Origin of the sequence: Halorubrum sp. SP9 (genome assembly GCF_005435015.1) — an archaeon.
GTDB lineage: Archaea > Halobacteriota > Halobacteria > Halobacteriales > Haloferacaceae > Halorubrum > Halorubrum sodomense.
On the sequence record NZ_SGXU01000002.1, the window covers coordinates 78,965 to 101,475 of the forward strand.

At 70.6% G+C, this 22,511-nt stretch carries 24 protein-coding genes; 14 read left to right on the forward strand and 10 right to left on the reverse strand.

Going from position 1 to position 22,511, the window contains the following annotated elements; all coding sequences use genetic code 11:
• The first annotated feature begins 30 nt into the window (after positions 1 to 30).
• Positions 31 to 678: a non-canonical purine NTP pyrophosphatase gene (locus EXE45_RS02160; RefSeq protein ID WP_092920087.1), complete on the forward strand. Its 648-nt coding sequence runs from the start codon at positions 31 to 33 to the stop codon at positions 676 to 678.
• Between the two features lie 45 nt (positions 679 to 723).
• Here the strand turns inward: EXE45_RS02160 and EXE45_RS02165 are convergent, their stop codons facing one another.
• Positions 724 to 2,064, reverse strand: a complete 1,341-nt coding sequence (locus EXE45_RS02165; protein ID WP_137693399.1) for an aminotransferase class III-fold pyridoxal phosphate-dependent enzyme — start codon at positions 2,062 to 2,064, stop codon at positions 724 to 726.
• Positions 2,065 to 2,309: 245 nt separating this feature from the next.
• Here EXE45_RS02165 and EXE45_RS02170 point away from each other — a divergent pair, with 245 nt between their 5' ends.
• From EXE45_RS02170 to EXE45_RS02185, 4 genes are all read left to right on the forward strand, one after another.
• A complete protein-coding gene (locus EXE45_RS02170) occupies positions 2,310 to 2,672 on the forward strand; it encodes an Hsp20/alpha crystallin family protein (RefSeq protein WP_092920480.1) in 363 nt (120 codons plus the stop codon).
• Positions 2,673 to 2,814: 142 nt separating this feature from the next.
• Positions 2,815 to 3,453, forward strand: a complete 639-nt coding sequence (deoC, locus tag EXE45_RS02175) for a deoxyribose-phosphate aldolase (RefSeq protein WP_092920085.1) — start codon at positions 2,815 to 2,817, stop codon at positions 3,451 to 3,453.
• Between the two features lie 74 nt (positions 3,454 to 3,527).
• Positions 3,528 to 3,752: a hypothetical protein gene (locus EXE45_RS02180; RefSeq protein WP_092920084.1), complete on the forward strand. Its 225-nt coding sequence runs from the start codon at positions 3,528 to 3,530 to the stop codon at positions 3,750 to 3,752.
• Positions 3,753 to 3,824: 72 nt separating this feature from the next.
• Positions 3,825 to 4,058: a hypothetical protein gene (locus EXE45_RS02185; protein WP_092920083.1), complete on the forward strand. Its 234-nt coding sequence runs from the start codon at positions 3,825 to 3,827 to the stop codon at positions 4,056 to 4,058.
• 11 nt (positions 4,059 to 4,069) lie between these two features.
• On the opposite strand, the gene EXE45_RS02190 is transcribed toward EXE45_RS02185, so the two are convergent.
• From EXE45_RS02190 to EXE45_RS02205, 4 genes are all read right to left on the reverse strand, one after another.
• Positions 4,070 to 4,864, reverse strand: coding sequence for an ABC transporter ATP-binding protein (locus tag EXE45_RS02190; RefSeq protein ID WP_137693400.1), 795 nt, complete (start codon positions 4,862 to 4,864; stop codon positions 4,070 to 4,072).
• Positions 4,852 to 5,658, reverse strand: coding sequence for an ABC transporter permease (locus tag EXE45_RS02195; protein WP_092920081.1), 807 nt, complete (start codon positions 5,656 to 5,658; stop codon positions 4,852 to 4,854). The genes EXE45_RS02190 and EXE45_RS02195 overlap by 13 nt, the downstream gene beginning before the upstream one ends.
• A complete protein-coding gene (locus EXE45_RS02200) occupies positions 5,658 to 6,686 on the reverse strand; it encodes an ABC transporter substrate-binding protein (protein ID WP_092920080.1) in 1,029 nt (342 codons plus the stop codon). The genes EXE45_RS02195 and EXE45_RS02200 overlap by 1 nt, the downstream gene beginning before the upstream one ends.
• A gap of 213 nt (positions 6,687 to 6,899) precedes the next feature.
• A complete protein-coding gene (locus tag EXE45_RS02205; protein ID WP_092920079.1) occupies positions 6,900 to 7,121 on the reverse strand; it encodes a hypothetical protein in 222 nt (73 codons plus the stop codon).
• A 134-nt stretch (positions 7,122 to 7,255) separates the two neighbouring features.
• Here EXE45_RS02205 and EXE45_RS02210 point away from each other — a divergent pair, with 134 nt between their 5' ends.
• Entirely contained in the window at positions 7,256 to 8,089 is an 834-nt protein-coding gene (locus tag EXE45_RS02210) for an SDR family oxidoreductase (RefSeq protein ID WP_199233587.1), read from the forward strand.
• 43 nt (positions 8,090 to 8,132) lie between these two features.
• Here the strand turns inward: EXE45_RS02210 and EXE45_RS02215 are convergent, their stop codons facing one another.
• Positions 8,133 to 8,729: a PadR family transcriptional regulator gene (locus tag EXE45_RS02215; protein ID WP_092920478.1), complete on the reverse strand. Its 597-nt coding sequence runs from the start codon at positions 8,727 to 8,729 to the stop codon at positions 8,133 to 8,135.
• Positions 8,730 to 8,943: 214 nt separating this feature from the next.
• Between EXE45_RS02215 and EXE45_RS02220 the strand changes: the two genes are divergently transcribed.
• The 3 genes from EXE45_RS02220 to EXE45_RS02230 all read left to right on the forward strand — a co-directional run bounded on the left by EXE45_RS02220 (position 8,944) and on the right by EXE45_RS02230 (position 12,838).
• The gene (locus EXE45_RS02220) at positions 8,944 to 10,569 is read left to right on the forward strand and encodes a heme-binding protein (protein WP_092920078.1); all 1,626 of its coding nucleotides are present in this window, start codon (positions 8,944 to 8,946) and stop codon (positions 10,567 to 10,569) included.
• Between the two features lie 468 nt (positions 10,570 to 11,037).
• The gene (locus EXE45_RS02225; protein ID WP_092920077.1) at positions 11,038 to 11,502 is read left to right on the forward strand and encodes a universal stress protein; all 465 of its coding nucleotides are present in this window, start codon (positions 11,038 to 11,040) and stop codon (positions 11,500 to 11,502) included.
• Between the two features lie 88 nt (positions 11,503 to 11,590).
• Positions 11,591 to 12,838: a DHH family phosphoesterase gene (locus tag EXE45_RS02230; RefSeq protein ID WP_092920076.1), complete on the forward strand. Its 1,248-nt coding sequence runs from the start codon at positions 11,591 to 11,593 to the stop codon at positions 12,836 to 12,838.
• A 26-nt stretch (positions 12,839 to 12,864) separates the two neighbouring features.
• Here the strand turns inward: EXE45_RS02230 and EXE45_RS02235 are convergent, their stop codons facing one another.
• The 4 genes from EXE45_RS02235 to EXE45_RS02250 all read right to left on the reverse strand — a co-directional run bounded on the left by EXE45_RS02235 (position 12,865) and on the right by EXE45_RS02250 (position 15,467).
• Complete coding sequence (locus tag EXE45_RS02235; protein ID WP_092920075.1) at positions 12,865 to 13,770, reverse strand: DUF106 domain-containing protein; 906 nt, start codon at positions 13,768 to 13,770, stop codon at positions 12,865 to 12,867.
• A 73-nt stretch (positions 13,771 to 13,843) separates the two neighbouring features.
• Positions 13,844 to 14,467, reverse strand: coding sequence for an adenylate kinase (locus EXE45_RS02240; protein ID WP_092920074.1), 624 nt, complete (start codon positions 14,465 to 14,467; stop codon positions 13,844 to 13,846).
• A gap of 65 nt (positions 14,468 to 14,532) precedes the next feature.
• Positions 14,533 to 15,102 carry a GNAT family N-acetyltransferase gene (locus tag EXE45_RS02245; RefSeq protein WP_137693401.1) on the reverse strand — a complete coding sequence of 190 codons (570 nt, stop codon included), beginning with the start codon at positions 15,100 to 15,102 and terminating at the stop codon, positions 14,533 to 14,535.
• Positions 15,099 to 15,467, reverse strand: a complete 369-nt coding sequence (locus EXE45_RS02250; protein ID WP_092920072.1) for a universal stress protein — start codon at positions 15,465 to 15,467, stop codon at positions 15,099 to 15,101. Before EXE45_RS02250 ends, EXE45_RS02245 begins: the two co-directional genes overlap by 4 nt.
• 175 nt (positions 15,468 to 15,642) lie before the next feature.
• Here EXE45_RS02250 and EXE45_RS02255 point away from each other — a divergent pair, with 175 nt between their 5' ends.
• The 5 genes from EXE45_RS02255 (at position 15,643) to EXE45_RS02275 (ending at position 22,480) form a co-directional block, all read left to right on the forward strand.
• Positions 15,643 to 18,180, forward strand: a complete 2,538-nt coding sequence (locus tag EXE45_RS02255) for a glycoside hydrolase family 3 N-terminal domain-containing protein (RefSeq protein ID WP_137693402.1) — start codon at positions 15,643 to 15,645, stop codon at positions 18,178 to 18,180.
• Positions 18,180 to 18,782, forward strand: coding sequence for a PGF-CTERM sorting domain-containing protein (locus tag EXE45_RS02260; protein ID WP_137693403.1), 603 nt, complete (start codon positions 18,180 to 18,182; stop codon positions 18,780 to 18,782). Before EXE45_RS02255 ends, EXE45_RS02260 begins: the two co-directional genes overlap by 1 nt.
• Before the next feature lie 156 nt (positions 18,783 to 18,938).
• Positions 18,939 to 20,012, forward strand: a complete 1,074-nt coding sequence (locus tag EXE45_RS02265; RefSeq protein ID WP_137693404.1) for a TrmB family transcriptional regulator sugar-binding domain-containing protein — start codon at positions 18,939 to 18,941, stop codon at positions 20,010 to 20,012.
• Between the two features lie 72 nt (positions 20,013 to 20,084).
• Positions 20,085 to 20,822, forward strand: a complete 738-nt coding sequence (locus EXE45_RS02270; protein WP_092920068.1) for a DUF5806 family protein — start codon at positions 20,085 to 20,087, stop codon at positions 20,820 to 20,822.
• Positions 20,823 to 20,824: 2 nt separating this feature from the next.
• On the forward strand, positions 20,825 to 22,480 hold the full coding sequence (locus EXE45_RS02275; RefSeq protein WP_241989413.1) for an ATP-binding protein: 1,656 nt from the start codon (positions 20,825 to 20,827) through the stop codon (positions 22,478 to 22,480).
• The last annotated feature ends 31 nt before the right edge of the window (positions 22,481 to 22,511 follow it).

Sequence of the window (22,511 nt, forward strand, 5' to 3'; positions counted from 1 at the left end):
TATTCCTCGCGGGCGCGCCCACGCCGATCCGTGCTCAGGTACGTGACGACGAACCCGGGGAAGGTGCGCGAGGCGGAGCGGTACCTCCCGGACGGCTCGGTGGAGCGGCTCGACTTCGACTACACGGAGATCCAGGCCGACGGACTCGGTCCGATCGCGGCGCGGGGGGCCCGCGAGGCGTACCGCCACGCGGACGCGCCGGTCCTCGTCGACGATGCGGGGCTGTTCGTCGAGGGGCTCGACGGCTTCCCGGGCCCGTACTCCTCGTACGTCGAGGACACGCTCGGGATCGAGCGGGTCCACGAGATCGCCGCCGACCTCGACGACCGCCGCGCCGCCTTCCGCTGCGTGCTCGGCTACTGCGACGGCGAGGGGTTCGCGGCGAGCCCCGACCCCGTCGACCGGGGAGACCGCGACGCGGCCGCGGCGGCGGGGCCGGACGGCGAGGGCGACGGCGGATCGGACGGGACCGACGCGGAGCCGCTCCCGGTCAAGCTGTTCGAGGGGTACGTCCCGGGCCGGATCGTCGCGCCGCGGGGCGACGGCGGGTTCGGCTACGACCCGATCTTCGAGCACGATGGCGAGACGTTCGCGGAGATGGACACCGACCGGAAGAACGCCGTGTCGCACCGCGGGCGGGCCTTAGCGAAGTTCGCCGAGTGGTACGCGGACCGCTGAAGCTCGCCCCGTCGAGCCGCGGACGACGACCGAGTCGGGACCGACTCAGGCCGCGGCCGCGATCGCGTCTGCGAGGAGGTCGGCGCCGAGGTCGATCTCGCGTTCGGTGACGTCGAGCGGCGGGAGGAGCCGGAGGACCTCGTGGCCGCACGCGAGCGTGAGGAGGCCGCGCTCGAACGCGTTCTTCACGACCGCGTCCCGGCGCTCTTTAGTGTCGAACTCGAGGGCGCACAGCAGCCCCTTCCCGCGGACGTCGTCGACCGGGTCGAGGTCGGCGTCGCGCATCGTTTCGATGAACTGCCGGCCGCGGACGACGGCGTTGTCGGTGAGGTTCGCCTCCTCGATCGCGTCGAGCGTGAGCGCGCCCTGCGCGGAGGCGATCAGGTCGCCGGCGCCCCACGTCGAGGAGAGGCGGCCGGTCTCCTCGGGGAACACGTCGCCGCGCGAGACGGTCGCGCCCACGCGCAGCCCCTTCGCGCTCGCGATCACGTCGGGGTCGTACGCGTAGTGGTCGGACCCCCACATCTCGCCGGTGCGGCCGACGCCGGTCTGGATCTCGTCGGCGATCACCGTGATGTCGTGTTCCTCGGCGAGCGCCGCGATCTCGTCGGTGAACGCCTCGGAGGGGAACCGGTAGCCCCCCTCACCCTGGATCGGTTCCATGATGAGGTAGGCCACGTCGTCCGGGTGGACGGTCCCGCGCTCCGTGTCGAGCTTCTTCCGGAGCCGCGAGACGCCGTCCGCGAAGAAGCCACAGGAGCAGGTCTCGGGCGAGCAGGTCCGGTCCTCGCAGAACGGGACGTCGGTCACGCCGCTCACCTCGGGGAAGTCGCGGCGGTAGACGGACTTCGATCGGTTGAGCGAGAGCGCGCCCAGCGTCCGGCCGTGGAACGCCCCGTCGAAGGTGATCGCGTACGTGGCGCCGTCCGAGGCGTCGTAGGCGATCTTGATGGCGTTCTCGACCGCCTCGGCGCCGGAGTTCGAGAGGAAGACGGTGTCCATATCGTAGTGACTCGTCAGGTCCGTCAAGCGGTCCATGAGCCCCGAGGCGCCGGGTATCCCGTCGTCCGGCGAGGGGCCGCCCGCGGCGTAGAAGTCCTGTCCCGCGATCTTCAGCGGGTCGACGAGGTCGAACTCCGCGAGCCGGTCCATCACGAGCGGGTTGTTGTACCCGAGCGGCGCGGCGGCGACGTGGCTGGTGAAGTCCATGAGGACGTTGCCGTCGACGTCGGTACAGAAGGGGCCCTCGGCGGGGGCGGTGCGGTCCCAGACGAACTCGTAGACGTAGGTGCTCGGCGCGGCCGACTCGTGGTGGTACTCGACCCACTCGCGGGCGCGCTCGCCGGGGAGGTCGTCGACGGCAGGCGTGGCTGTGTCGCGGTCCATGCGCAACGATCGCGCCCGGGCGAGATAAATCCGGGCGACCGCGGGGAAGTCGGGGAGACATCCGACGTCCGTTCGCTCGCCCTCGTCCGGGGTAGAGACCGGATCCGTCGGCGCGACGCGTCGAAACGCGTGTTCGGTTCGGACACGAGTCGAGACGTAAAATGTGGTAAAGTACCATAATACGGAAAATTTTTATAGAATCGCAATCATACATACGCCTGCGTTCGAGGTGGTCAGCAATGCCCATGCTCGAACCGGCGAACACGTGGACGCAAGGACTCGACTTCCCGAGCCGATTGTTCGAATCCGGTAGCAACGACTACCAACTGTACGAGGAGGACGGCGAGTTCGTCCTCTCGGTCGAGCTTCCGGGGTTCGACCCCGCGGAGATCACCGCCTCGTGGAACAACGGCGTGCTCAACGTCGCCGGCGAACACGAGGACGAGACCCGGGGGGCCCGCCGGACGTATCACCGGCGGTTCCGCTTCCCGAAGGCGATCGACGAGGAGGGTATCGAGGCCGAGTACCGGAACGGCATCCTGACGGTCCGACTCCCCGTGACCGTCGAGGACGCCGTCTCCGGCACGGAGATCGAAATCGAGAGTTAACGCCGATCCCGTCGGTTTCGCCGGCCGTCTGCCGGCCGCCTCCGATCCGTTTCCCCGTCCGTTTTTCGCCGTCCGCGCGTTCCAAGACGGCCGGTCGCGTCGACCCAGCACGCCTTTGGGTTCCCGGCGCGACGGGCGAGACATGAACCGCGAGGAGTTCGCCGCCAGCATCGACCACACCGTCCTCGGTCCGGAGACGACCCCGGCCGACGTGCGAACCGTTCTCGACGAGGCCGCCGATCACGGGATGAACGCCTGTATCCCGCCGTGTTACGTGTCCGAAGCGGCCGAGTACGAGAACGCGCCCGAAACGATCGCGACCGTGGTCGGGTTCCCGCACGGCCAGCACGCCCCGGCGGTCAAGCGCGACGAGGCGGTCGCGGCGTGGGAGGACGGCGCCGACGAGGTCGACATCGTGATCAACGTCGGCCGGCTCAAGGCGGGCGACGACGGCGCGGTGGCGGACGAGCTCGCGGACGTCGTCGCGGCCGTCCCGGTCCCGGTGAAGGTGATCGTCGAGACGGCGCTGCTCGACGACGCCGAGAAGCGTCGCGCCTGCGAGGCCGCCGTCGCCGCCGACGCCGACATGGTGAAGACCTCGACCGGCTTCGCGGACGGCGGCGCGACGGTCCCCGACGTGGAGCTGATGAGCGAGTACCTCCCGGTGAAGGCCTCCGGCGGCGTCGCCTCCTACGCGGAGGCGACCGCCATGCTCGACGCCGGCGCCGTCCGGATCGGCGCCTCCGCCGGCGTCGACATCGTCGAAGGGTACCCCGAGTGACGGAGCCGCTCGCCGTTCTCCCGGCGTGAAAATACGGTCGGACGGATTTATAATCGGAGCGCGTACGGGAGGCCATGAGCCACCAACCGGGATCGCAACGCTTCGACCTCGACGCGGCGTTCAAGGCGTTCGGCGCGGTCGGAATCGCCATCTCCGTCGCGCTCATCGTCGGCGTGCTCGCCCTGACGGATCCGTTCGGAGAGTACGTCACCGCGTCGCCCGCCGTCTTCGGTACCCTCCTCTCGACCGCCCTCGTCGTCGCGGTCGGCTACACGACGTACGCGCTCCGCCGACGCTGACGAGGGACCCGCCTGCCGAGGTCCGGCCGCGACGCCGGGAAACATAAACCGCTCGCGGGCGGAGCGACGCGCATGACCGACGAGTCGACCGACGAGGCCGTGGAACGCTTCCTCGACCGAGCGGCGGCGGCGCTCGACGACTACGACGAGGGGTACGCGGACGCGGACGCGACGCTGGCGACCCTGCGCACGCACGTCGACGAGCTGTCGGCGGGCGTCGAGGGGAGCGAGGACGGAGGGAGCGAGGGCAGGGGGAGCGAGGACGGGGGGAGCGAGGAAGAAGAGAGCGAGGACCGGGAGGGGTAGCGCGCGACCGGCTACGGGTCGGCGCCGATCAGTTCCCGGACGCGGCCGACGTACTCCGCGAAGGCCGCGTCGCCGCGCTCGCGAGGGCGCTCGACGTCGACGTCGACCACCTCGCGGACGCGACCCGGCTCCGCGGCCATCACGACGATTCGGTCCGCGAGCCTCACCGCCTCCGCGACGTCGTGCGTGACGAAGAGGACCGTCTTGCCGGTCGAGGCCCACACGTCGAGCAGCTCCCGCTGGAGCATCTCGCGGGTCTGGGCGTCGACCGCGCCGAACGGCTCGTCCATGAGGAGGAGGGCGGGGTCGACGGCGAGCGCCCGGGCGATGGCGACGCGCTGTTTCATCCCGCCGGACAGCGATTTGGGATAGGCGTCGCGAAACTCCGTCAGCCCGACGAGGTCGAGCATCTCGTCGACGCGCGCCTCGCGCTCGGCGGGCGAGCGGTCGCTCCGTTCGAGCCCGAACCCGACGTTCTCCGCGACGGTGAGCCACGGGAACAGGTGGTACTCCTGGAACACCACGCCCATGTCGGTCGTCGGCTCCGTGACCCGGGTGCCGTCGAGCAGCACCCGACCGTCCGTCGCCTCGGTCAGTCCGGCGACGATCCGGAACAGCGTCGTCTTCCCGCAGCCCGACGGACCGACGAGACAGACGAACTCCCCGTCCGCGACCGAGAACGACACGTCGTCGAGCGCGCGGACCGGATCCCCGTCGCCGTCGCCGGCGTACGTCTTGCCGACCCCGTCGAGGGCGACGCTCGCCTCCCCCGGGGACGGGGCCGCGCTCTCGTTCACGCCCGCCATACCAACACCCGCCGTTCGACCGCGCGGAACGCCACGTCGACGATCAGGAACATCAGGCTCAACACGAGGATGTACGCGATGGCCCGGTCGACGCGGAGGTTGTTGCTCGCGCGGATTATCTCGCGGCCGACCCCGGGGACGCCGAATATCTCCGAGGCGACGACGAGCATCCAGCACCGGCCCAGTCCGGTCCGGATCCCGGTCATGATCCCCGGCATCGACGCCGGCAACACGATCGACCGGACCGCGTCGAGGTCGCCGCGGACGCCCAGCGTCCGCCCCACGTCGAGGAGGTCGTCGCTCACGCCTTCCACGGCGCCGTACGACGCGTAGAAGTTGATCCAGAAGGCGCCGACCGCGATGATGAAGGCGGCGCCCCAGTCGTTGATCCCGAACCACGCGATCGCGAAGCCGATGAGCGCGAGCGGCGGCACCGGTCGCAGCGTCCGGACGAGCGGCGCCGTCAGGTCGTCCAGCAGGCGGCTCCACCCGAAGGCGACGCCGGCGGCCACCCCGAGCCCGGTCCCGGCGATCGTCCCCGGGACCCAGTGGCGGACGCTCTGACGGAGCGCGGTCGTCATGTCGCCGGACGCGAGTTCGCCGACGAACGCCCCGCCGACCGCGACCGGCGAGGGGAGGACGAACGGGTCCTGCGTGAGCGAGGCGGCGTGCCAGACGACGAGGAAGCCCGCAATTCCGGCGGCCCCGCGGAGCAGCCGGCGGCGGTCGCCGAGCCCGACGCTCGCGAACGCCCCGCCGTCGCCCCCGACGCGCGGTCCGGTTTCGGTCGCCATCAGAGCGAGTCGTACACCTCGAGGTCGAATATCGCGTCGGTCGACAGCGGCTCGTCGATCTGCCCGTTACCGGCCGCGAACTCCGAGAACACCTGCGTCGCCTCCGTGATCTCGTTGGGGTCCGTGATGAAGTTCGACAGCGGCGAGTCGAGCGCGTCCCGCGCGCGGTCGGCCGGCATCCCGATCCCCTCCTCGACGTGGGACGCGGTCGCGTCCGGGTTCGCGTCGATGAACTCGGTCGCGCGGACGTGCTGTTCGAGGAACTGCGCCGCGAGCGGCGAGTCTCGGACCGCATCGCTCATCAGGGTGACCGCGGCGGGCTGGCCGGGGAGGACCTCGGCGGCGGTCCGGAGCATCGTCACGGACGACCCCTCGGCCTGCGCGATGGTCGGCACCGGCTCCATGATCGATGTGCCGTCGATCTCGTCGTTGGCGATCGCCTGCCACACCGCGCTCGCGCCGTTGATCTCGAGGATCTCCACGCTGTCGTTCTCGGCGGGGTCGACGCCGACGTCGCGGAGCCAGTACCGGAGCAGCACGTCCGGGACGCTCCCCTGCGGGAACGTGCCGAACGTGAACGGCTCGCCCCGCTCCTCCGCCCACGTCGCGAACGCGTCGGCGCCCTGCCGCTCGAACGTCTCGTGGAACGACTCCTCGGCCATGATCCCCATCGGCTCGCGGATGTTCGCGGCGGTCACCTGCGCGGCGATCCCGCGATCGATCGCGATCATCGCGGGAACGATCCCGAACATCGCGACGTCGATGTTCCCGCCGCCGAGCGCCTGAACGATCGCCGGCCCGTTGCCGAACTCCTGACCGGTGATCTCGGCGTCGATCTCCGAGAAGTACCCCTCGCCCTCCATCACGTACCACTGGAGGTCGGGGTAGATCGGCATATGTGCGACCGTCAGTTCGTCGAGTCCGCCGCCGTTTCCGCCACCGAGACAGCCGGCGAGGCCGACCGTCGCAGTTCCGCCCGCGGCCGCGAGGAAGGACCGTCGCGACGCCGTCCGCGCTGATTCGTACACGTGTACGCGAAGACCCTTACGAGTAACACCCTCGCGTCACCAGCAACAGACGCGCATTCCGGTGACGGCGACACGCGGAGAAGTACCCGTCTCAGACGCTCTTGGGCGCTCTTAGCCACTCTTTGACGTATTTTCTCGATCGGTTTCCGTCACCGATAGACGCAATTGTTGCTCCCATCGTCCCGTCGGCCGGAATCGCTCCGTGGGCGGCGGTCAGGCCCCACCGACCGCGTCCTCGTCGAACAGTCCCAGGTCCTCGGCGACGAGGTCGGCGAGGCGGTCTTTGATCGCGGGATCGACCTCGGCGACGGACTCGCCGTCGTGTTTCTGGGCGTTGTGTTTCTCGAGCGCGTCCGCGAGGTCGTCGAGGGGCACGCGGGTCTCCGTCTCGCACTCGTCGCACACGATCGGGACGGACGGCTCGTCGGTGGACATGATCCGTACGATCTCCCGTGGCGGATATATGCCTTCGGGGGCCGGGGGCGGCGCCGCCGGGTCCCGGGGTCGGTCCTGCTCCGGCCGACGCCGCCAACCGCCACCGTCTACTGGGCGCGCCGCGACGCTCCGTCATGGACGTTCTCGTGACGGGAGGCGCCGGCGGGATCGGCGGCGGGGTCGCGCGATCGCTCGCGGCCGCCGGCCACGACGTGCTCGGCGTCGACCGCGACGCCGAGGGGCTCGCGGCCCTGCCCGACGCGGTCGAGACCGCCGCGGTCGACCTCCGGGACGAAGCCGCAGTCCGAGACCTGCTCGCGGACCGCCCGCTCGACGCGGTCGTCTCCTGCGTCGGCGGCTACGAGATCGCGGCGATCGAGGACACCTCGGCCGAGGCGTTCCGCCGGCAGGTGGAGACGAACCTGACAGCGGTCCACGCGACCGTTTCCGCGGCGCTGCCGACGCTGCGCGAGCGGGGCGGCCGCGTCGTGGTCGTCGGGTCGATGGTCGGGTCGGTGGCGCTGCCGTACCACGGCGCCTACAGCGCCGCGAAGGCCGGCCTCGATGCCTACGTCGACGCGCTCCGCCGAGAGGTCGGACCTCGGGGAGTCGCCGTCGCGCTGGTCGAACCGGGGCCCGTCCCGACCGGCTTCAACGAGCGAGCCGCCGCGGCGGTCGAGGCCGAGAACGGCGAGGCGACGGGCGACGAGGGGCCGAGCGGCGAGGGGCCGTACGCCGACGCCTACCGCGCGTTCGAGGGGTACTCCCCGGCGGCGACGGACGTCGAGACGGTCGTCGAGCGCGTGGTGACCGCGACGACTGCGGACCGGCCGGGGACCCGGTACCGCGTGAGCCGCCGGGCGCGGTGGCTGCCCCGGCTCGCGCGCGTCCTCCCGGACCGGGTGTACGACCGACTCGTCCGAGCCGGACTTCCCGGCGGGCTCCTGTGGCGGCTGCTCCACCGGTAGCCGTCTCGCGGCGGACGTCTCCCGCGGGGCGCGCCGCGGCGAGTCAGTCGTCCGCCGCGCCGGACGACGCCCCCTCGGACTCCTCCGGGTCGTCCGCGCTCTCGGCCTCGGACTCCGCGTCGGCCGCCGCCGTTCCGTTCCCCTCGGCGTAGAACTCCTCGGGCGAGGCGTCGATCCGCTCGAACTCGCCGAAGTCGCGCTCGTGGTGGCGGATCATCTGCTCGACGATCCACGCGCTGTACCGCTCCGAGTAGCCCCAGTCGGCGTCCGCGTCGTCGACGTCGAACCGGTCGTCGGTGGCCAGCGCGGCGTACAGGTGGTAGAAGCCGAGGACGACGTCACCGAAGTCCCGCGCCTCGCCGCCGATGTCACGACGCTTCTCGGCCAGCTCCTCGCGGCCGGCGTCGGTGAGCGCGAAGTACTTCCGGTCGGGCTCGTCGTCGCGCTCGACGCGCTCGGCGACGCCCTCCTCCTCGAACTTGTAGAGGATCGGGTAGACGGAGCCGTAGGAGGGCTCCCAGTGCCCGCCGCTTATCTCGGTGATCTCACCGAGCAGCTCGTACCCGTATCGGGGACGCTCGTCGAGCAGCTCCAACACGAGATACGAGATCAGTCCTTTCGGCGGGCCGCTTTTCCGCATCGTCTCCATCTTTCGGGGTCGCGTCGAAAGGGTTTCGATCACGGCGACTCCGGGGCCGCTCGGCCGGAAGCGACGTCGTCCGAACCGGTTTCCCGGTGCGAACGACGCCGGATCGTGGCCCCAGTTCCGACGGACGGATCCCGCGACCGTCCCCCCGTTTCCGGTCTACGGGACGACCCGCAAACCCCTAAGTCGCGGGGCCCGAACCCCGAGTATGGTCGAGGCTCCACAGACCGCCGAAGGGTGGTTCTCGCTACACGACTTCCGCTCGATCGACTGGGACGCCTGGCGCGAGGCGCCCGAGTCCGAACGGGAGCGGGCTATCGAGGAGGGCGAAGCCTTCCTGAAGCACCGCGAACTGGTCGCAGACGCCGACGACGGCGAGTCCGCGCTGTTCTCCGTGCTCGGGCACAAGGCCGACCTCCTGTTCCTCCACTTCCGGCCGGCGCTCGACGACCTGTCCGCGATCGAGCGCCGCTTCGAGGACACCGCGCTCGCGGAGTTCACCGAACGGGAGACCTCCTACGTCTCCGTCACCGAGGTGTCCGGGTACGTCTCCGACGACTACTTTGAGGAGGGCGCCGACGCCGTCGACGAGGGGCTCCGCCGGTATATCGAGGGGAAGCTGAAGCCCGAGATCCCGGACGACGAGTACGTCAGCTTCTATCCGATGAGCAAGCGCCGCGGCGAGGAGCACAACTGGTACGACCTCGAGTTCGAGGAGCGCGCCGAGCTGATGGCGGGCCACGGCGAGGTCGGCAAGGAGTACGCCGGCAAGATCAAGCAGGTGATCGCCTCCTCCGTCGGCTTCGACGACCACGAGTGGGGCGTCACGCTGTTCGGCGCCGACCCGACCGACATCAAGGACATCGTCTACGAGATGCGGTTCGACCCCGCCTCCTCGCGGTACGGCGAGTTCGGCGACTTCTACGTCGGCCGCCGGTTCCCGCCGCGCGACCTCGACGCCTTCCTCGCGGGCGGGACGGTCCCGACCGGCCGCGTCCCCGAGGCGGACAGCGCGGGCCATCCGCACGACGAGGGCGGCGGCCACGGCGAGGGCGGCGGCCACGGCGACCACGCGCACGGCCGCGATGAGGGGCACGACCGCTCCGGCGCGGGCGGCGGCTCGGCTCACGGCGACCATCCGCACGGCGAGGAGGCGACCGGCGGGGAGGGCGACCATCCGCACGGCGAGGGCGACGGTCACGGCGACGAGGGAGGCCATCGCGACGGCGATGGCGGTGACGGCGTCGACGACGCCGACATCCGCGGCGAGCTCGCGGACCTCGACATCTACGCCGGGAAGCCCCACGGCGAGGACGTGTACGCCACCGTGCTGTACAGCGAGGCCGACACCGACGCGCTGTTCGACGAGGTCGAGGGGCTCCGCGGCAACTTCGACCACTACGGCACCCACGTCAAAACGGCCGTCTACGAGGGCCGCCACACCGACCGCGCCGCAGTGGTCTCGATCTGGGACACCGCGTCGGCGGCCGAGACCGCTGCCGGGTTCCTCTCCGAGCTGCCCGACATCGTCGCGCGCGCCGGCGAGGAGTCCGGCTTCGGCACGATGGGAATGTTCTACACCGTCAAGCCCGACTACCAGACGGAGTTCGTCGAGACCTTCGACGACGTCGGCGAGCTGCTGGGGGAGATGGACGGCCACGTCGAGACCGACCTGATGGTGAACGTCGAAGACGAGAACGACATGTTCATCGCCAGCCAGTGGAACGCGAAGGAGGACGCGATGGCGTTCTTCCGCTCCGACGAGTTCTCCGAGACCGTCCAGTGGGGCCGCGACGTGCTCGCGGACCGGCCGCGGCACGTGTTCCTGGCGTAGTGCGACTGAACGTGCAGAATAATTTATAAACAGTCTACGGAGGATCGGCGGCGAACACCGCCGAAGCCCCAGCCGGGATGGCGGCGGACGCTTGCTGTCGTTCGAGACGCCGAAGGCGTCTCGTGATGACGAGAGAGCTTCGCTCTCTCGAACCACGCTCCTCGGTCGCTCACTACGTTCGCTCCCTGCGGTGCTTACATCGCCTCCGCCGCCATCCCGGCTGCCCCTTCGAGTCCCGCCCCGCACAGCACCTCACGCCTCCCCAGCCTCGCGGCTCCCTCCGCTTCGCTCCGGTCGCCGCGTCCCTCGCGCGTGCTGCTCGGCCGCGAGGCGGCCTCGCAGGCACGCGCCGCCGCCCCGCAGTCGCCTATTTATAGACCGTGTCGCCGTCGCGTCGGCGTGTCTGTCGACTCCGTTCCCCTCCGCCGACCGCCGGGTTTTAGGTATCGCTGCGGCGAACGGACGGCCATGTTCGACACCATCGTGGTCGCGACCGACGGCTCCGACAGCGTCCGGCGGGCCGTCTCGGTCGCGGTCGACGTGGCGGCGCGGTTCGACGCCGAGGTCCACGCGGTGTACGTCGTCGACGCCGGCGAGGTGGAGTCGTCGCCGGACACGGTCCGCGACGACCTCCGCGACGCCCTCGACGATCAGGGACGCGACGCCCTCGACCGCGTCTCCGACGCCGCGCACGACCGCGACGGCGACCTCGACGTGACGATCGAGGTCCGCGAGGGGCGCCCGGCCTCGGAGATCGACGCGTACGCCCGCTCGGTCGACGCCGACCTCGTCGCGATGGGCACGCGGGGGCGCCACGGCGAGAACCGCTTCCTCATCGGCTCCGTCGCCGAGCGCGTCGTCCGGACCTGCCCGGTCCCGGTGTTGACGGTGCGACAGCTGACCGACGAGGACCCGCGGCGCACGACGATCTGACGGCCGCGCGACCGCCCACCGCGACGGCGACGCCGCGCGACCGCCCCGAGAGCGGCGGAGTTTTCCGGCTGCCGCCCGCCTCGACGGTATGGACGACGACCTCATCGAGACGGGGGACGCCCCCCGCTCGCGGTACACGAAGCTGCCGGGGACGGGGTTCTTCTACCCCGACTCGCTGGACGACGAGCGCGCCGAGCGGCGGGCGCGAGAGGCGATCGAGGGCAGCGAGGCGGTCGTGATCGCCGACGGCGACGCCGACGGCCTCGCCTGCGCCGCGATGATCCGCGAGGCGTACGACGCCGCGCTCGACGTCGCTCCCTTCGAGGACGCGATCGCGGCGCGGCTGGCGGAGGGCGAAGACGAATCGGACGAAACGGCGGAAGCGGACGCGGAGGACGACGACCCCCTCGCCGACGCCCACGCCGAGTCGCCGGTCGGGCTGCTCTCGGCGGGCCCGTACTCGATCGACACCGCGCTCGAACGCGTCGCCGAGCATGCGGACGACGACGTCGATCTCTTCGTCTGCGACCTCTGTCCCGACGACTACGAGTGGATTGCGGAGCCGCTCGAGACGCTCGCGGAGTCGACCGACGCGATCCGCTGGTTCGACCACCACCAGTGGGACGACGCGACCGCCGCCGCGGTGCGCGAGGCCGGCGTCGACCTCGTCGTCGGTGACTCCGACGAGGAGTGTACCGCCGACGTGACGCTCCGGTCGCTGGAGCACGCCTTCGACGACCGGTGGACCGAACTCGCCGAAGTCACCCGCGACCACGACCTCTGGATCAAGGAGGACCCCCGGTCCGACGACCTCGCTGATTACTCCTACTGGGCCGGCACCGAGGAGTACGCGGCCGTGATCGGTGCGTACGGCGTCGACCTCCCCGAGACGGTGCGGTCGTTCGTCGCGGAGCGCCGGGTCGAGAAGGAAGCGCGAATCGACCTGGCGGTCGACCGCGCGGTCACCCACGAGGTCGGCGGCTGGCGCGTCGCGGTCACCTACGGCCGCTGCTCGCAGAACGAGGTCGCGGAGCGGCTGCGCGAGGCCGGCGCCGACGCCGCCGTGGTCGTCAAGCCCGCCGGGTCGGCCTCGATCCGCGGGTCCGACGACTTCCGCCACGCCCACGAGGTCGCCGGACGGGTGAACGGCGGCGGCCACCCGCAGGCGGCGGGCTGTAAGCCCGACATTTACGACGACATGCTGGATTACGCCCACCACTGGAGCACCGAGGGACAGGCGTGTAAGCGCGTCATCCTCGCGGCGTTCGAGGCGGTCGCCGAGGAGGTCGCGGCCGAGGGAAGCGACGGCGATGCCGCGGGCGAGGCCGCCGAGTAGGAACCGCGAGAGGGTCCGCTCGTCGCCTACGAGGAGGACGGCGACATCTCGATGTTGAGGCTCTTCTGGACCAGCTGCGTGAACGCCATCGAGCAGAGGAAGTACCAGAGGATCCACATCTGGATCGGTCCGACGATCCCCGTGTCCCAGGTGACGGTGCCGGCGAGCGGGACGACGAGCGCCTGATCCGCGACCGCCGGGTACGCGGCGGTCGACCCCCGATAGCCGATCACCCAGAACATCCAGAGGAACGCGGGGATGGTGAGGAACATGATCCACACCATCGGGCGGAACTGCTCTTTGAACATGCCGAGCTGGTCGCCCATCGCCTCCATCTGCTCTTCTTGTATCTCGTCGAGCGCCTCGTCGTCGTCGCGCTTTTCGGCCTCCTTCCGGCGCTCCTGAATGTCTTTCATCCGGTCCTGATACGCGCTCATCTTCTCCATGTCCATGAGCCCGGCGCGGAGCAGCGTCGAGTACAGCCCCGTCGCGAGCGCGATGACCATGATCACGACGTAGAAGGGGACGACGTTCAGGAGGGGGCCGAGGACGACGTCGATGGCGCCGGCGATCGCGTTCCGGACCGGGCCGACCGCGTAGCCGACGAACGCCCCGAGCGTCGCGAGTCCAGCCAGCTTGTCCCATTTCGACCAGCTGGTCGTCTCGGGCGTCTCCACGTCGCTCCCGCCGGAGTCGTCGTCTCTCATGCCGGCCTCGATACCCTCGCGGTCGGCCAGCGCGAACCCCTCCTCGCCGTCGATGAGGATCTCCTTCTCGATGAGCCGACCCCACTGTCCGCTCGTGATCTCGTCGCGAACGTCGACCCAGCGCACCTCGCCGCCGCTGGCGTGTTCGAGGACAGTTTCGAGGGCGTCCCGCATCTCGCCGTCCTCGCGGACCAGCGAGCGGACCCGCCGTTCGACTTTGCTCATTAGCGGCCGATTGGCGGTCGACGGTTAAGAACCTTGTAGGATCGCCGCTCGGATCGACCCTCGACGCCGCGGATTAACTCTCGACGACGTCGGAGATTCGGTCGAAGACCTCGTCCGGGGTCGCCTCGCCGTCGACCTCGACGAGGACTCCCTCGTCGCGGAAGTGGTCGACGACGGGCTCGGTGTTGTCGTAGAACACTTGGATGCGCTCGCGGGCGGTCTCCTCGGTGTCGTCCTCGCGCTGGATCAGTTCGCCGCCGCACTCGTCGCAGACGCCCGCTTCCTCGGGGGGCTGAAAGTCGACGTGGTAGTTCGCGCCGCAGTCGTCGCACACGCGGCGGCCGGTGAGCCGGTCGACGAGGACCTCCTCGTCGACGTCGAGCAAGATCACGGCGTCGAGGTCGGTGATCTCCGAGAGGTACTCGGCCTGGTCGAGGTTACGCGGATAGCCGTCGAGGACGAACCCGTCGGCGTCGTCGAGCGCGGCCTGAACGATCTCGTTGACGACCGGGTCGGGCACCAGTTCGCCCGCGTCCATGAACGACTTCGGCGTGCCGTACTCCGTCTCCATCTCCTTGTTCGCGCGGAGCGCGTCGCCGGTCGTGACGTGTTCGACGCCGTACTCGTCGGCCAGCTTCGCGCTCTGCGTCCCCTTTCCGGCGCCGGGCGCCCCCAACAGCAGAATTCGGTGACTCATACCGGAGCGGTCGCGGGCCGCGCGTAAAGGCTTGAAGATTCCGGCGAGCGAGGGGCGGCGGGCTCTCAATTCCCCCCGGCCTCGTCGGGCTCGTCTCCGGCATCCTCGTTGAGTCGGAGCCCCATCTCCAGCTCGAAGCTCTCGGCGTCGGAGGTCTCGAAGCCGATCTTCTTGTACAGCGAGACCGCGGCGCGGTTCCAGCGCTCGACGGTGAGCCATACCTTCCGGACGTCGTTCGCCTGTCCGTGGCCGAGCAGCGCGCGGATGAGGTGCGTCCCGATCCCGGCGCGCTGGTACTCCTGGTGGACGAAGATCGCCAGCTCGTAGGCGTCGTCGTCCGGGACGAGCGTCGCGTGGCCGGCCGGCTCGTCGCCGCACCAGGCGATCACGTTGTAGCAGTCGTCACCGAGGATCGCCTCCAGCCACTCGCGGATGCGTTTCTCGCCGCCCGGCGGAATCCCCTGTGCGCGGTCCGCCGGGTCGAAGGTGTCGTACATCTCGACGAGCGACTCGCGGGCCTCGTCGTCCCCCTCGTACGGTCGGACCTCGATCTCGCGGTCCTCGCGGTCGGTGAACGCGGTCGGCGGCGGCGGGAACTCGTCCGCCACCGCGTCCGGGTACCCTCCGTCGCTCATCTGACCAGCGTGACCGAGGTCTTGGCGTTCAACAGGACGAACTCGGCGATCGACCCGATCGTGATCTTCCCCATCGGGCTGGTGTGGCCGCCGCCCAGGACGATCTCCTCGAACCCCTCCGTCTCCGCGATCTCGACCAGTCGGCTCCCGGGGTCGCCCTCGACGCGTCGCACCTCGGCGTCGATCCCGGCCTCGTCGACCGCCTCCCGGGCGCGTTCCAGCACGTCGTCCGGGGCGACCGACGAGTCCTCGTTGTCCACCACGGCGACCGTCAGGTCGTCGTTCGCGACCGCCGCGCGCTCCACCGTCCGGTCGAGCGCGCGGAACGAGTCGTCGCTGCCGCCGATCCCGCAGAGCACCTTCATATGCCACCCCTTCACCCGACGATACAAAAGTGGATCTCTGGGGCCGGGGGGCGTCCGGGGAGGGTAAGGCCGAACGCGTGGCGCCCCGAGCGGCCCGGGAGAAAATGTTTTGACAACCGTTACAATATAATTTATGAAAAATGATTAATAATGAATCACCTTCGGACGAGACGGAATGGCAGACGACTCAGAGCCAGCGGACGAGACGGACGGGACGTCCAGACGCACGTTCATGAAGGCCACCGGCGCCGCGACGGCGACGGCGGCGGTGGGAGGCGGCGCGAACGGCGTCGCCGCGCAGACCGGGACGGACGTCGAGTCGCTCCTCGCCGAGATGTCGCTCCGCGAGAAGGCCGGACAGATGACGCAGGTCGCGATCAGTTCCTTCGAACCGGAGCCGGAGGGGTCGAACGTGCCGGATAACTTCGAGGTCGACACGGTGGGCGAGCTCTTCTCCGAGCTCGCCGTCGGGTCGGTGCTCTCCGGGGGAGCGGTCCCCCCAAGTTTCGACGGAAACGAGGTGGTCAGCGGCGTGAACGCGCTTCAGGAGTACAACGTGGAGAACGCGCCAAACGGGATCCCGTTCCTGTACGGCGTCGACGCGACGCACGGGAACGACCTGCTGGAGGGCGCGACGGCGCTCCCGCAGCGGATGAACATGGGGGCCGCCCGCGACCCCGACCTCGTCGAGGAGGCGGAGCGCCACACCAGCCGGTCGGTGGCCGCGATGGGCGCGCACTGGACGTTCGCCCCGACGACGGACCTCCAGCGGGACCCCCGGTGGGGACGGTTCTACGAGGGGATCAGCGAGGACCCGCTCTTGGAGGGCGACATCTCTCGGGTGCGGGCCCGGGCGCTGGAGGACGACCCCCGGATGACGGCGTGCGTCAAACACTTCGCGGCCTACTCGGTGCCGAACAACGGCAACGACCGGGCGCCGGCCAGCACGTCGCTCCGCGACCTCCGGACGGACCTGCTGCCGCCGTACCGGGAGGCGCTGGAGGCCGAACCGGGGACGGTGATGGTGAACAGCGGCGCCGTCAACGGGAAACCGGCGCACGCGTCGCACTGGCTGTTGACCGACGTGCTCCGGGAGCGGTACGGGTTCGAGGGCGTGATCCTCTCCGACTACGACGACCTCAACCGGCTCATCACGAACCACGACTACGTGAGCGACTTCCGGACCGCCACGAAGCGGGCCATCAACGCCGGCGTCGACATGTACATGATCGGGAACGGCGGGAGCGCCCCCGGCCCGGGGCAGTACATCGACACGCTCGTGAGCCTCGTCGAGGACGGCGAGATACCGACCGAGCGCGTCGACGAGGCGGTGCGGAACATCCTCGAACTCAAGGCCGACCTCGGGCTGTTTAGCAGTCCGACCGTCGACGAGTCGCGCATCGACTCGACCCTCGGCGGCGCGCAGGCGGCCTCGGAGCGGCTGGCGAAGGAGTCGCTCGTGCTGCTGGAAAACGAGGACGACGCGCTCCCGCTCTCGGGGGCGGAGAGCGTGCTGCTCACCGGCCCGGGGATCGACGGGAACGGCAACGACACCCGGGCGCTGATGCAACACGGCGGCTGGACGCTCGGCTGGCAGGGGCCCGCGGCGGGCGGGCCGTTCCCCCGACAGAACCTGCTCGTCGACGAGCTGCGAAGCCGCGTCGGCTCGCTCACGCACGTCCCCACCTCGTTCGACAACGGGACGTGGTGGGCGGGACAGGGGACCGGCGGGAACCAGCAGAGCGACGAGAACGGGGACTTCGCGTTCACCGACGAGCAGGAGTCGGCGGTGCGCGACGCCGCGCCGGACGCCGACGCCGTCGTCGTCGTCCTCGGCGAGGGGCCCCACAACGAGGGGTTCGGCGACCGCGACGAGCTCGTGCTCGACGAGTCCCAGCAGCGGCTCGTCGACGCGGTCACCGAGGCGGCGCCCGAGGAGACGCCCGTCGTCGGCGTGATGTACGCGGGGAGCCCGCGCGGCTCCGTCGAGACGTTCTCGCAGCTCGACGCGCTCCTGTTCGCGGGCGAGCCGGGGAGCGACGCCGGCGTGGCCGTCGCGGAGACGCTCGTCGGCGAGTACAACCCCTCGGGGCGGCTCGCCTTTACGTGGCCGGGCAACGCCGGGACGCCCGTCGGGACGACGCCGGTCCCTCTGAACCGGTACTCGCCGACGTCGACGGGCGCGACGGACAACGGCCCGCTGTACGAGTTCGGACGCGGACTCAGCTACACGAGCTTCGAGTACGGCGAGGTCTCGCTCTCGCGGTCGAGCGTGGCCGACCCGAGCGAGACCTCCGAGCTCACGCTCAGCGTGGAGGTGTCGAACGCGGGCGACCGGGCCGGCGAACACGTCGTCGACGTGTTCAACACGCAGTCGTACGGCACCGTGCTCCAGCCGATCCGGCGGCTGGTGGGCTACGAGCGCGTCCGGCTCGCGGCCGGTGAGACGACGACCGTCGACGTGCCCGTGGACCTGAGCGCGTTGGAGGTCGTTCCGGGCGACGTCTTAGCGGTCATGCCGAAGACGGTCGAGGCCGGCGAGTACGAACTGACGGTCGGGCCGGACGGCCCCACGGCGACGCTGACCGTCGAGAACGGCGCCAGCATAACCGACGACAGGCCGGTTCCGGGGCGGTACGACATCGACGGCGACGGCGACGCGACCTTCGCGGACGTCGCGGCCCTGTTCCGCGCGGTCCGGGGTGGCGACTGATGGGCGCGATCCGCGCTCGCCGCCTGGGCGCGCTCCTGTTCGCCGTCGCGGTGGCTGCGGCCGCGGCCTCCGGCGCGGCGGTCGCCTCCGACCACGGCGTCGCGGTCGGGCCGGAGAACGCGACGGTCGACGCGAACGGGACGGCGACCGTCCCGGTGACGCTCAGCCGCGCTCCCGAGGGGGTGTCCGGGTTCGACCTCACGCTCGCGGTCGGGAACGAGTCCGTCGCGACCGTTGCGAACGCGAGCGTCGCGGCCCCCGTCGACGACGTCGCGAACGTCTCGCTGAGCGACGACGGGGAGACGGTCAGGGTCGCCGGGATCGACGGGACCGACGCGGTGGCCGATAACGCCACCGACGTGCGGCTCGCGACGGTGACCGTCCGGGGCGAGGCGCCCGGCGAGGCGCGTCTCACCGTCGTGGCGGTACACGGCCTCCAGTCCGACGGCGGAGACCCGCTCGCGGTGCGGACGGCGAACGGCACCGTGACCGTCGAGTCGTCCGCGGCGGCCACGGACGGGTCGACGCCGGGCTTCACCGCCGTCGTCGCCGTGCTCGCGGTCGTCGCGACGGCGCTCGCGGCCGTTCGGCGGACGGCCTGAACACCCCCGTCCGGCTGACGGCCTGACCGTCCCCGTCGCCCGCGGTCGACGAGGCGGTTCAGGGAGGGCGGGAGTCCGGAATCGGGCGGCCGTATCGAAACGGGGTCGAACAAAATTTACTTGAGCGAACCCGCGTGGTATCGACCCGACGGGACGATGCCAGACACAGACGAGATCCGTCGGCTGCTCGAACGGTACGGGTTCTCCGAAGCGGCCGCCGACGCGTACCTGGCCGTCGTCGAGCGGGGCTCGGCGACGGTCAGCACGGTCGCCGACGCCGCCGACATCTCGACGAGCCACGTGTACGACGTCTGCGACGAACTCGAGGCGAAGGGGTTCGTGACCGTCAAGAGCGACCGGACACCGACGGTCCTCCGCGCGGTGCCGCCGGACCGGGCGTTCGACTCGCTGCGGTCCGACCTCGACGCGCTCCAGTCCGCCGTCGACGACCGGTACCAGCGCCCCGGGACGGCCGACGAGGAGCTGTCGGTCGTGAAGTCACGGTCGACGATCATCAAGCGGCTGCGGTCGTACATTCGGGCGGCCGACTCCGAGGTCGTGCTCCAGCTGCCCGCGCGGCGCCTCCCGGAGATCGCCGACCCGCTCCGCGACGCCCGCGACCGCGGGGTCCTCGTCCTCCTCTCGCTGTGCGGCGACGCCGCCCCCGACGCCGAGACGGCTCCGGCGACCGGCGCGCCCTTGGAGGGCGTCGCGAGCACTGTTCGCCTCGCGCAGCCGGGGATGCCGTCGCTGCTCTCGGTCGACCAGGAGCGCGGGTTCGTCTCCCCGGCCACGATGCTGGGGTGGGACCACGACGACACCCGCGCGATCACGTTCACGCAGCCGGACATCGCCGCCATCCTGGTCGGCTCGTACCTCGGTAACTACTGGCCGCTGGGCGAAGAGCTCCTCGTTTCCCGTCCTCCGGACCTGCCACGGACGTTCGAGCGGTTCCGACCGGCGGTGTTCACGGCCGCCCTCCACCGACGGTCCGGCCGCTCGGTCGACGCCGAGTGCTACCTCAGGGAGACCGGCACCGAGGAGCCGTTCGAAACGCGGCGGGGCGAGGTCGTCGAGGTCCGGCAGAACCTCCTCGCGCCCAGCAGCAGCGACTTCGGGTTCGAGAACTCGCTCCGGATCGACTTCGGCGAGGAGACGGCCGAGGTCGGGGGATACGAGGCCTTCCTAGAGGAGTACGAGACGAAGCGAACGACGCTGCGACCGGCGTGATCCGCCTCGTTCGGGCGCGACCGACGCCGGCTCACCGACAAGGCTTTTGTCCGCCCGCGGGGTTTCGAACGTATGAGCGACCACACCGGTCCGGCGGCCGAGGACGCCGACGGGACCGGCGACTCCGCCGCGGACCGGTCTCCCGCCGAGGGCGACCGCGACCCCGGTCCCCGGCCCGGCGACGAGACGAACGAGGAGACGCCGACCGCGGATTCGGACGCGACCGACGAACCGAACGAGGAGGCCGCGACTGACGACGGACCGGACGACGCCGACGACGTGCCCCGCGACGTCCGCAAGTACGAGCGGTTCAAGAAGATGGACGGGGCGCGCTACGAGCGCGTCAACGAGTTCCTCCGCGACCGGACGTACGTCACGGCTCGCGAGTGGGCGATCGCGCGTCTGTGCGCCGACTTCCGCACCGAGACCGGCGTCGAGATGACGAAGATCGGCGAGAACCTCCCGCAGCTCGTCCCGTTCATGACCGACACCTACACGCCGCAGGCGGTCAATCAGGCGCGTTACTCCTTCGAGGAAAAGGTGACGAAGGCGGGCGCGACGTTCCTCTACGGCGCGATGTCCGGCTTCTTCACGGCCGAGGACTTAGACGAGATGATGTACGAGGTGACGGAGGTCGCGAAGTTCCTCCTCGAAGTCGAGGGCGTCGACCTCGCGGTCGCCGACGAGCTGGAGGCCGAAGACAAGATCAGCGAGGTGATGCGCGAGGTGCGCGCCTCGTCGGCCGACCTCCGCGGCGAGGAGGTCCGCTGTCCCGAGTGCGGCCACGTCCACAGCCCGACGGAGGAGTGACGATGGACCGCTTCCCGGAGGCGTTGGACGCCACGCCGGACCCGACGTTCGTCGTCGACGGCGACGGCGTCGTCCGCGCCGGGACGCCGAGCGTCGAGACGGTGTTCGGGCTCGACCCGGACGGCCTCTCGGGGCTCTCGGTGATCGACGTGTTCGAGGACCCGACGGATCTGAACCGCGACGGCGCCGCGTCGATCGCGACCCTCGATGGCGGTCCGGGCGACGGCGACCACGGGACCGTCGGGGAGACGACGGACGACGAGGGGTCGGGGGACGCCTCCCCGGATACCGTCGCGGCGCTGATCGACGCGGTGCGCGCCGGAGAGTCCCGGTCGCTGGCCGACGGGTTCGAGCTCGTCGTGCGCCGCGGCGACGGCGTTCCGGTCCCGGCTCGCGTCAGCGTCGGGGCCTTCGATCTCGACGGCGATCCGTACGCGGTCGTCACCGCGATAGACGTCTCGAACGAACGGACGCGGCAGCTGGCGCTCCAGCGCCGCACGGAGACGCTCGAATCGCTCCACGAGGCGACCCGAGAGCTGCTGAAGACGACCGACAGGGAGGCGGCGGCCGAGGCGGCGGTGGCGTACGTCGACGACGTGCTCGGCCACCCGCTCGCCGCGATCTGGCTGTACGACGAACGACGGGACGCGCTCGAACCGGCCGTCTGGACCGATACCGCCGAGGCGGTGGTCGGCGACCACCCGACGTTCGACGCCGACGGACGGAGCATCACCTGGGAGGTGTTCGAGAACGGCGAGCCGACCTACGTGTCGGACGTCGGCGACGAACCCGACCGATACGACGACGACGCGACGATCCGCAGCGAACTCATCGTCCCGCTCGGCCGGTACGGCGTGTTGAACGTCGGCGCGACCAGCCCCGACGCCTTCGACGACGCCGACCTGGCCGTCGCGCGCATCTGGGCGGCGACGGTGACGATGGTCCTCGTCCGCATCGAGCGGGAGCGACAGCTCCGGCGGCGCGAAGCGGAAGTGGTCCGCGAGCGCGACCGACTCGAGGAGTTCGCGAGCCTCGTCTCGCACGACCTGCGTAATCCGCTCAACGTCGCCGCCGGCAACCTCGAGATCGTCACGGAACGGCTCGCGGACGAGTCGATAGACGTCGCGGAGCTCGGCACGGTCGAGCGCTCGCTTGACCGGATGGACGCGCTCATCGAGGACCTGCTCGTGTTGGCCCGACAGGGGGCCGGCATCGACGAGACCGAACCGGTCTCACTGGCCGACCTCGCCGCGGAGTGCTGGGAGACCGTCGACACCGAGTCGGCGGCGATCCGGGTCGAGACGGACGCGGTCGTCACCGCGGACCGGAGCCGCCTGCGGCAGGCGCTCGAGAACCTCTTCGTCAACGCGATCACGCACGCGGGACCCGAGGTCACGGTCTCGCTCGGAACGCTCGCCGACGGGGACGGCTTCTACGTCGCTGACGACGGGCCCGGAATCGGTCCCGACGACCGGGAGTCGGTGTTCGAGGCGGGCGTGACGTCGGAGCCGGGCGGGACCGGATTCGGACTGAAGATCGTCGCCGAGGTCGCCGAGGCGCACGGCTGGACCGTCGAAGTAGTCGAGAGCGAGACCGGTGGCGCCCGGTTCGAGTTCCGCGGCGTCGACGTCGACCCCGCCGAGACGGACGACGAGTAGGCGGCCCGCGGTTCGGCGGGGTCCGTCACGG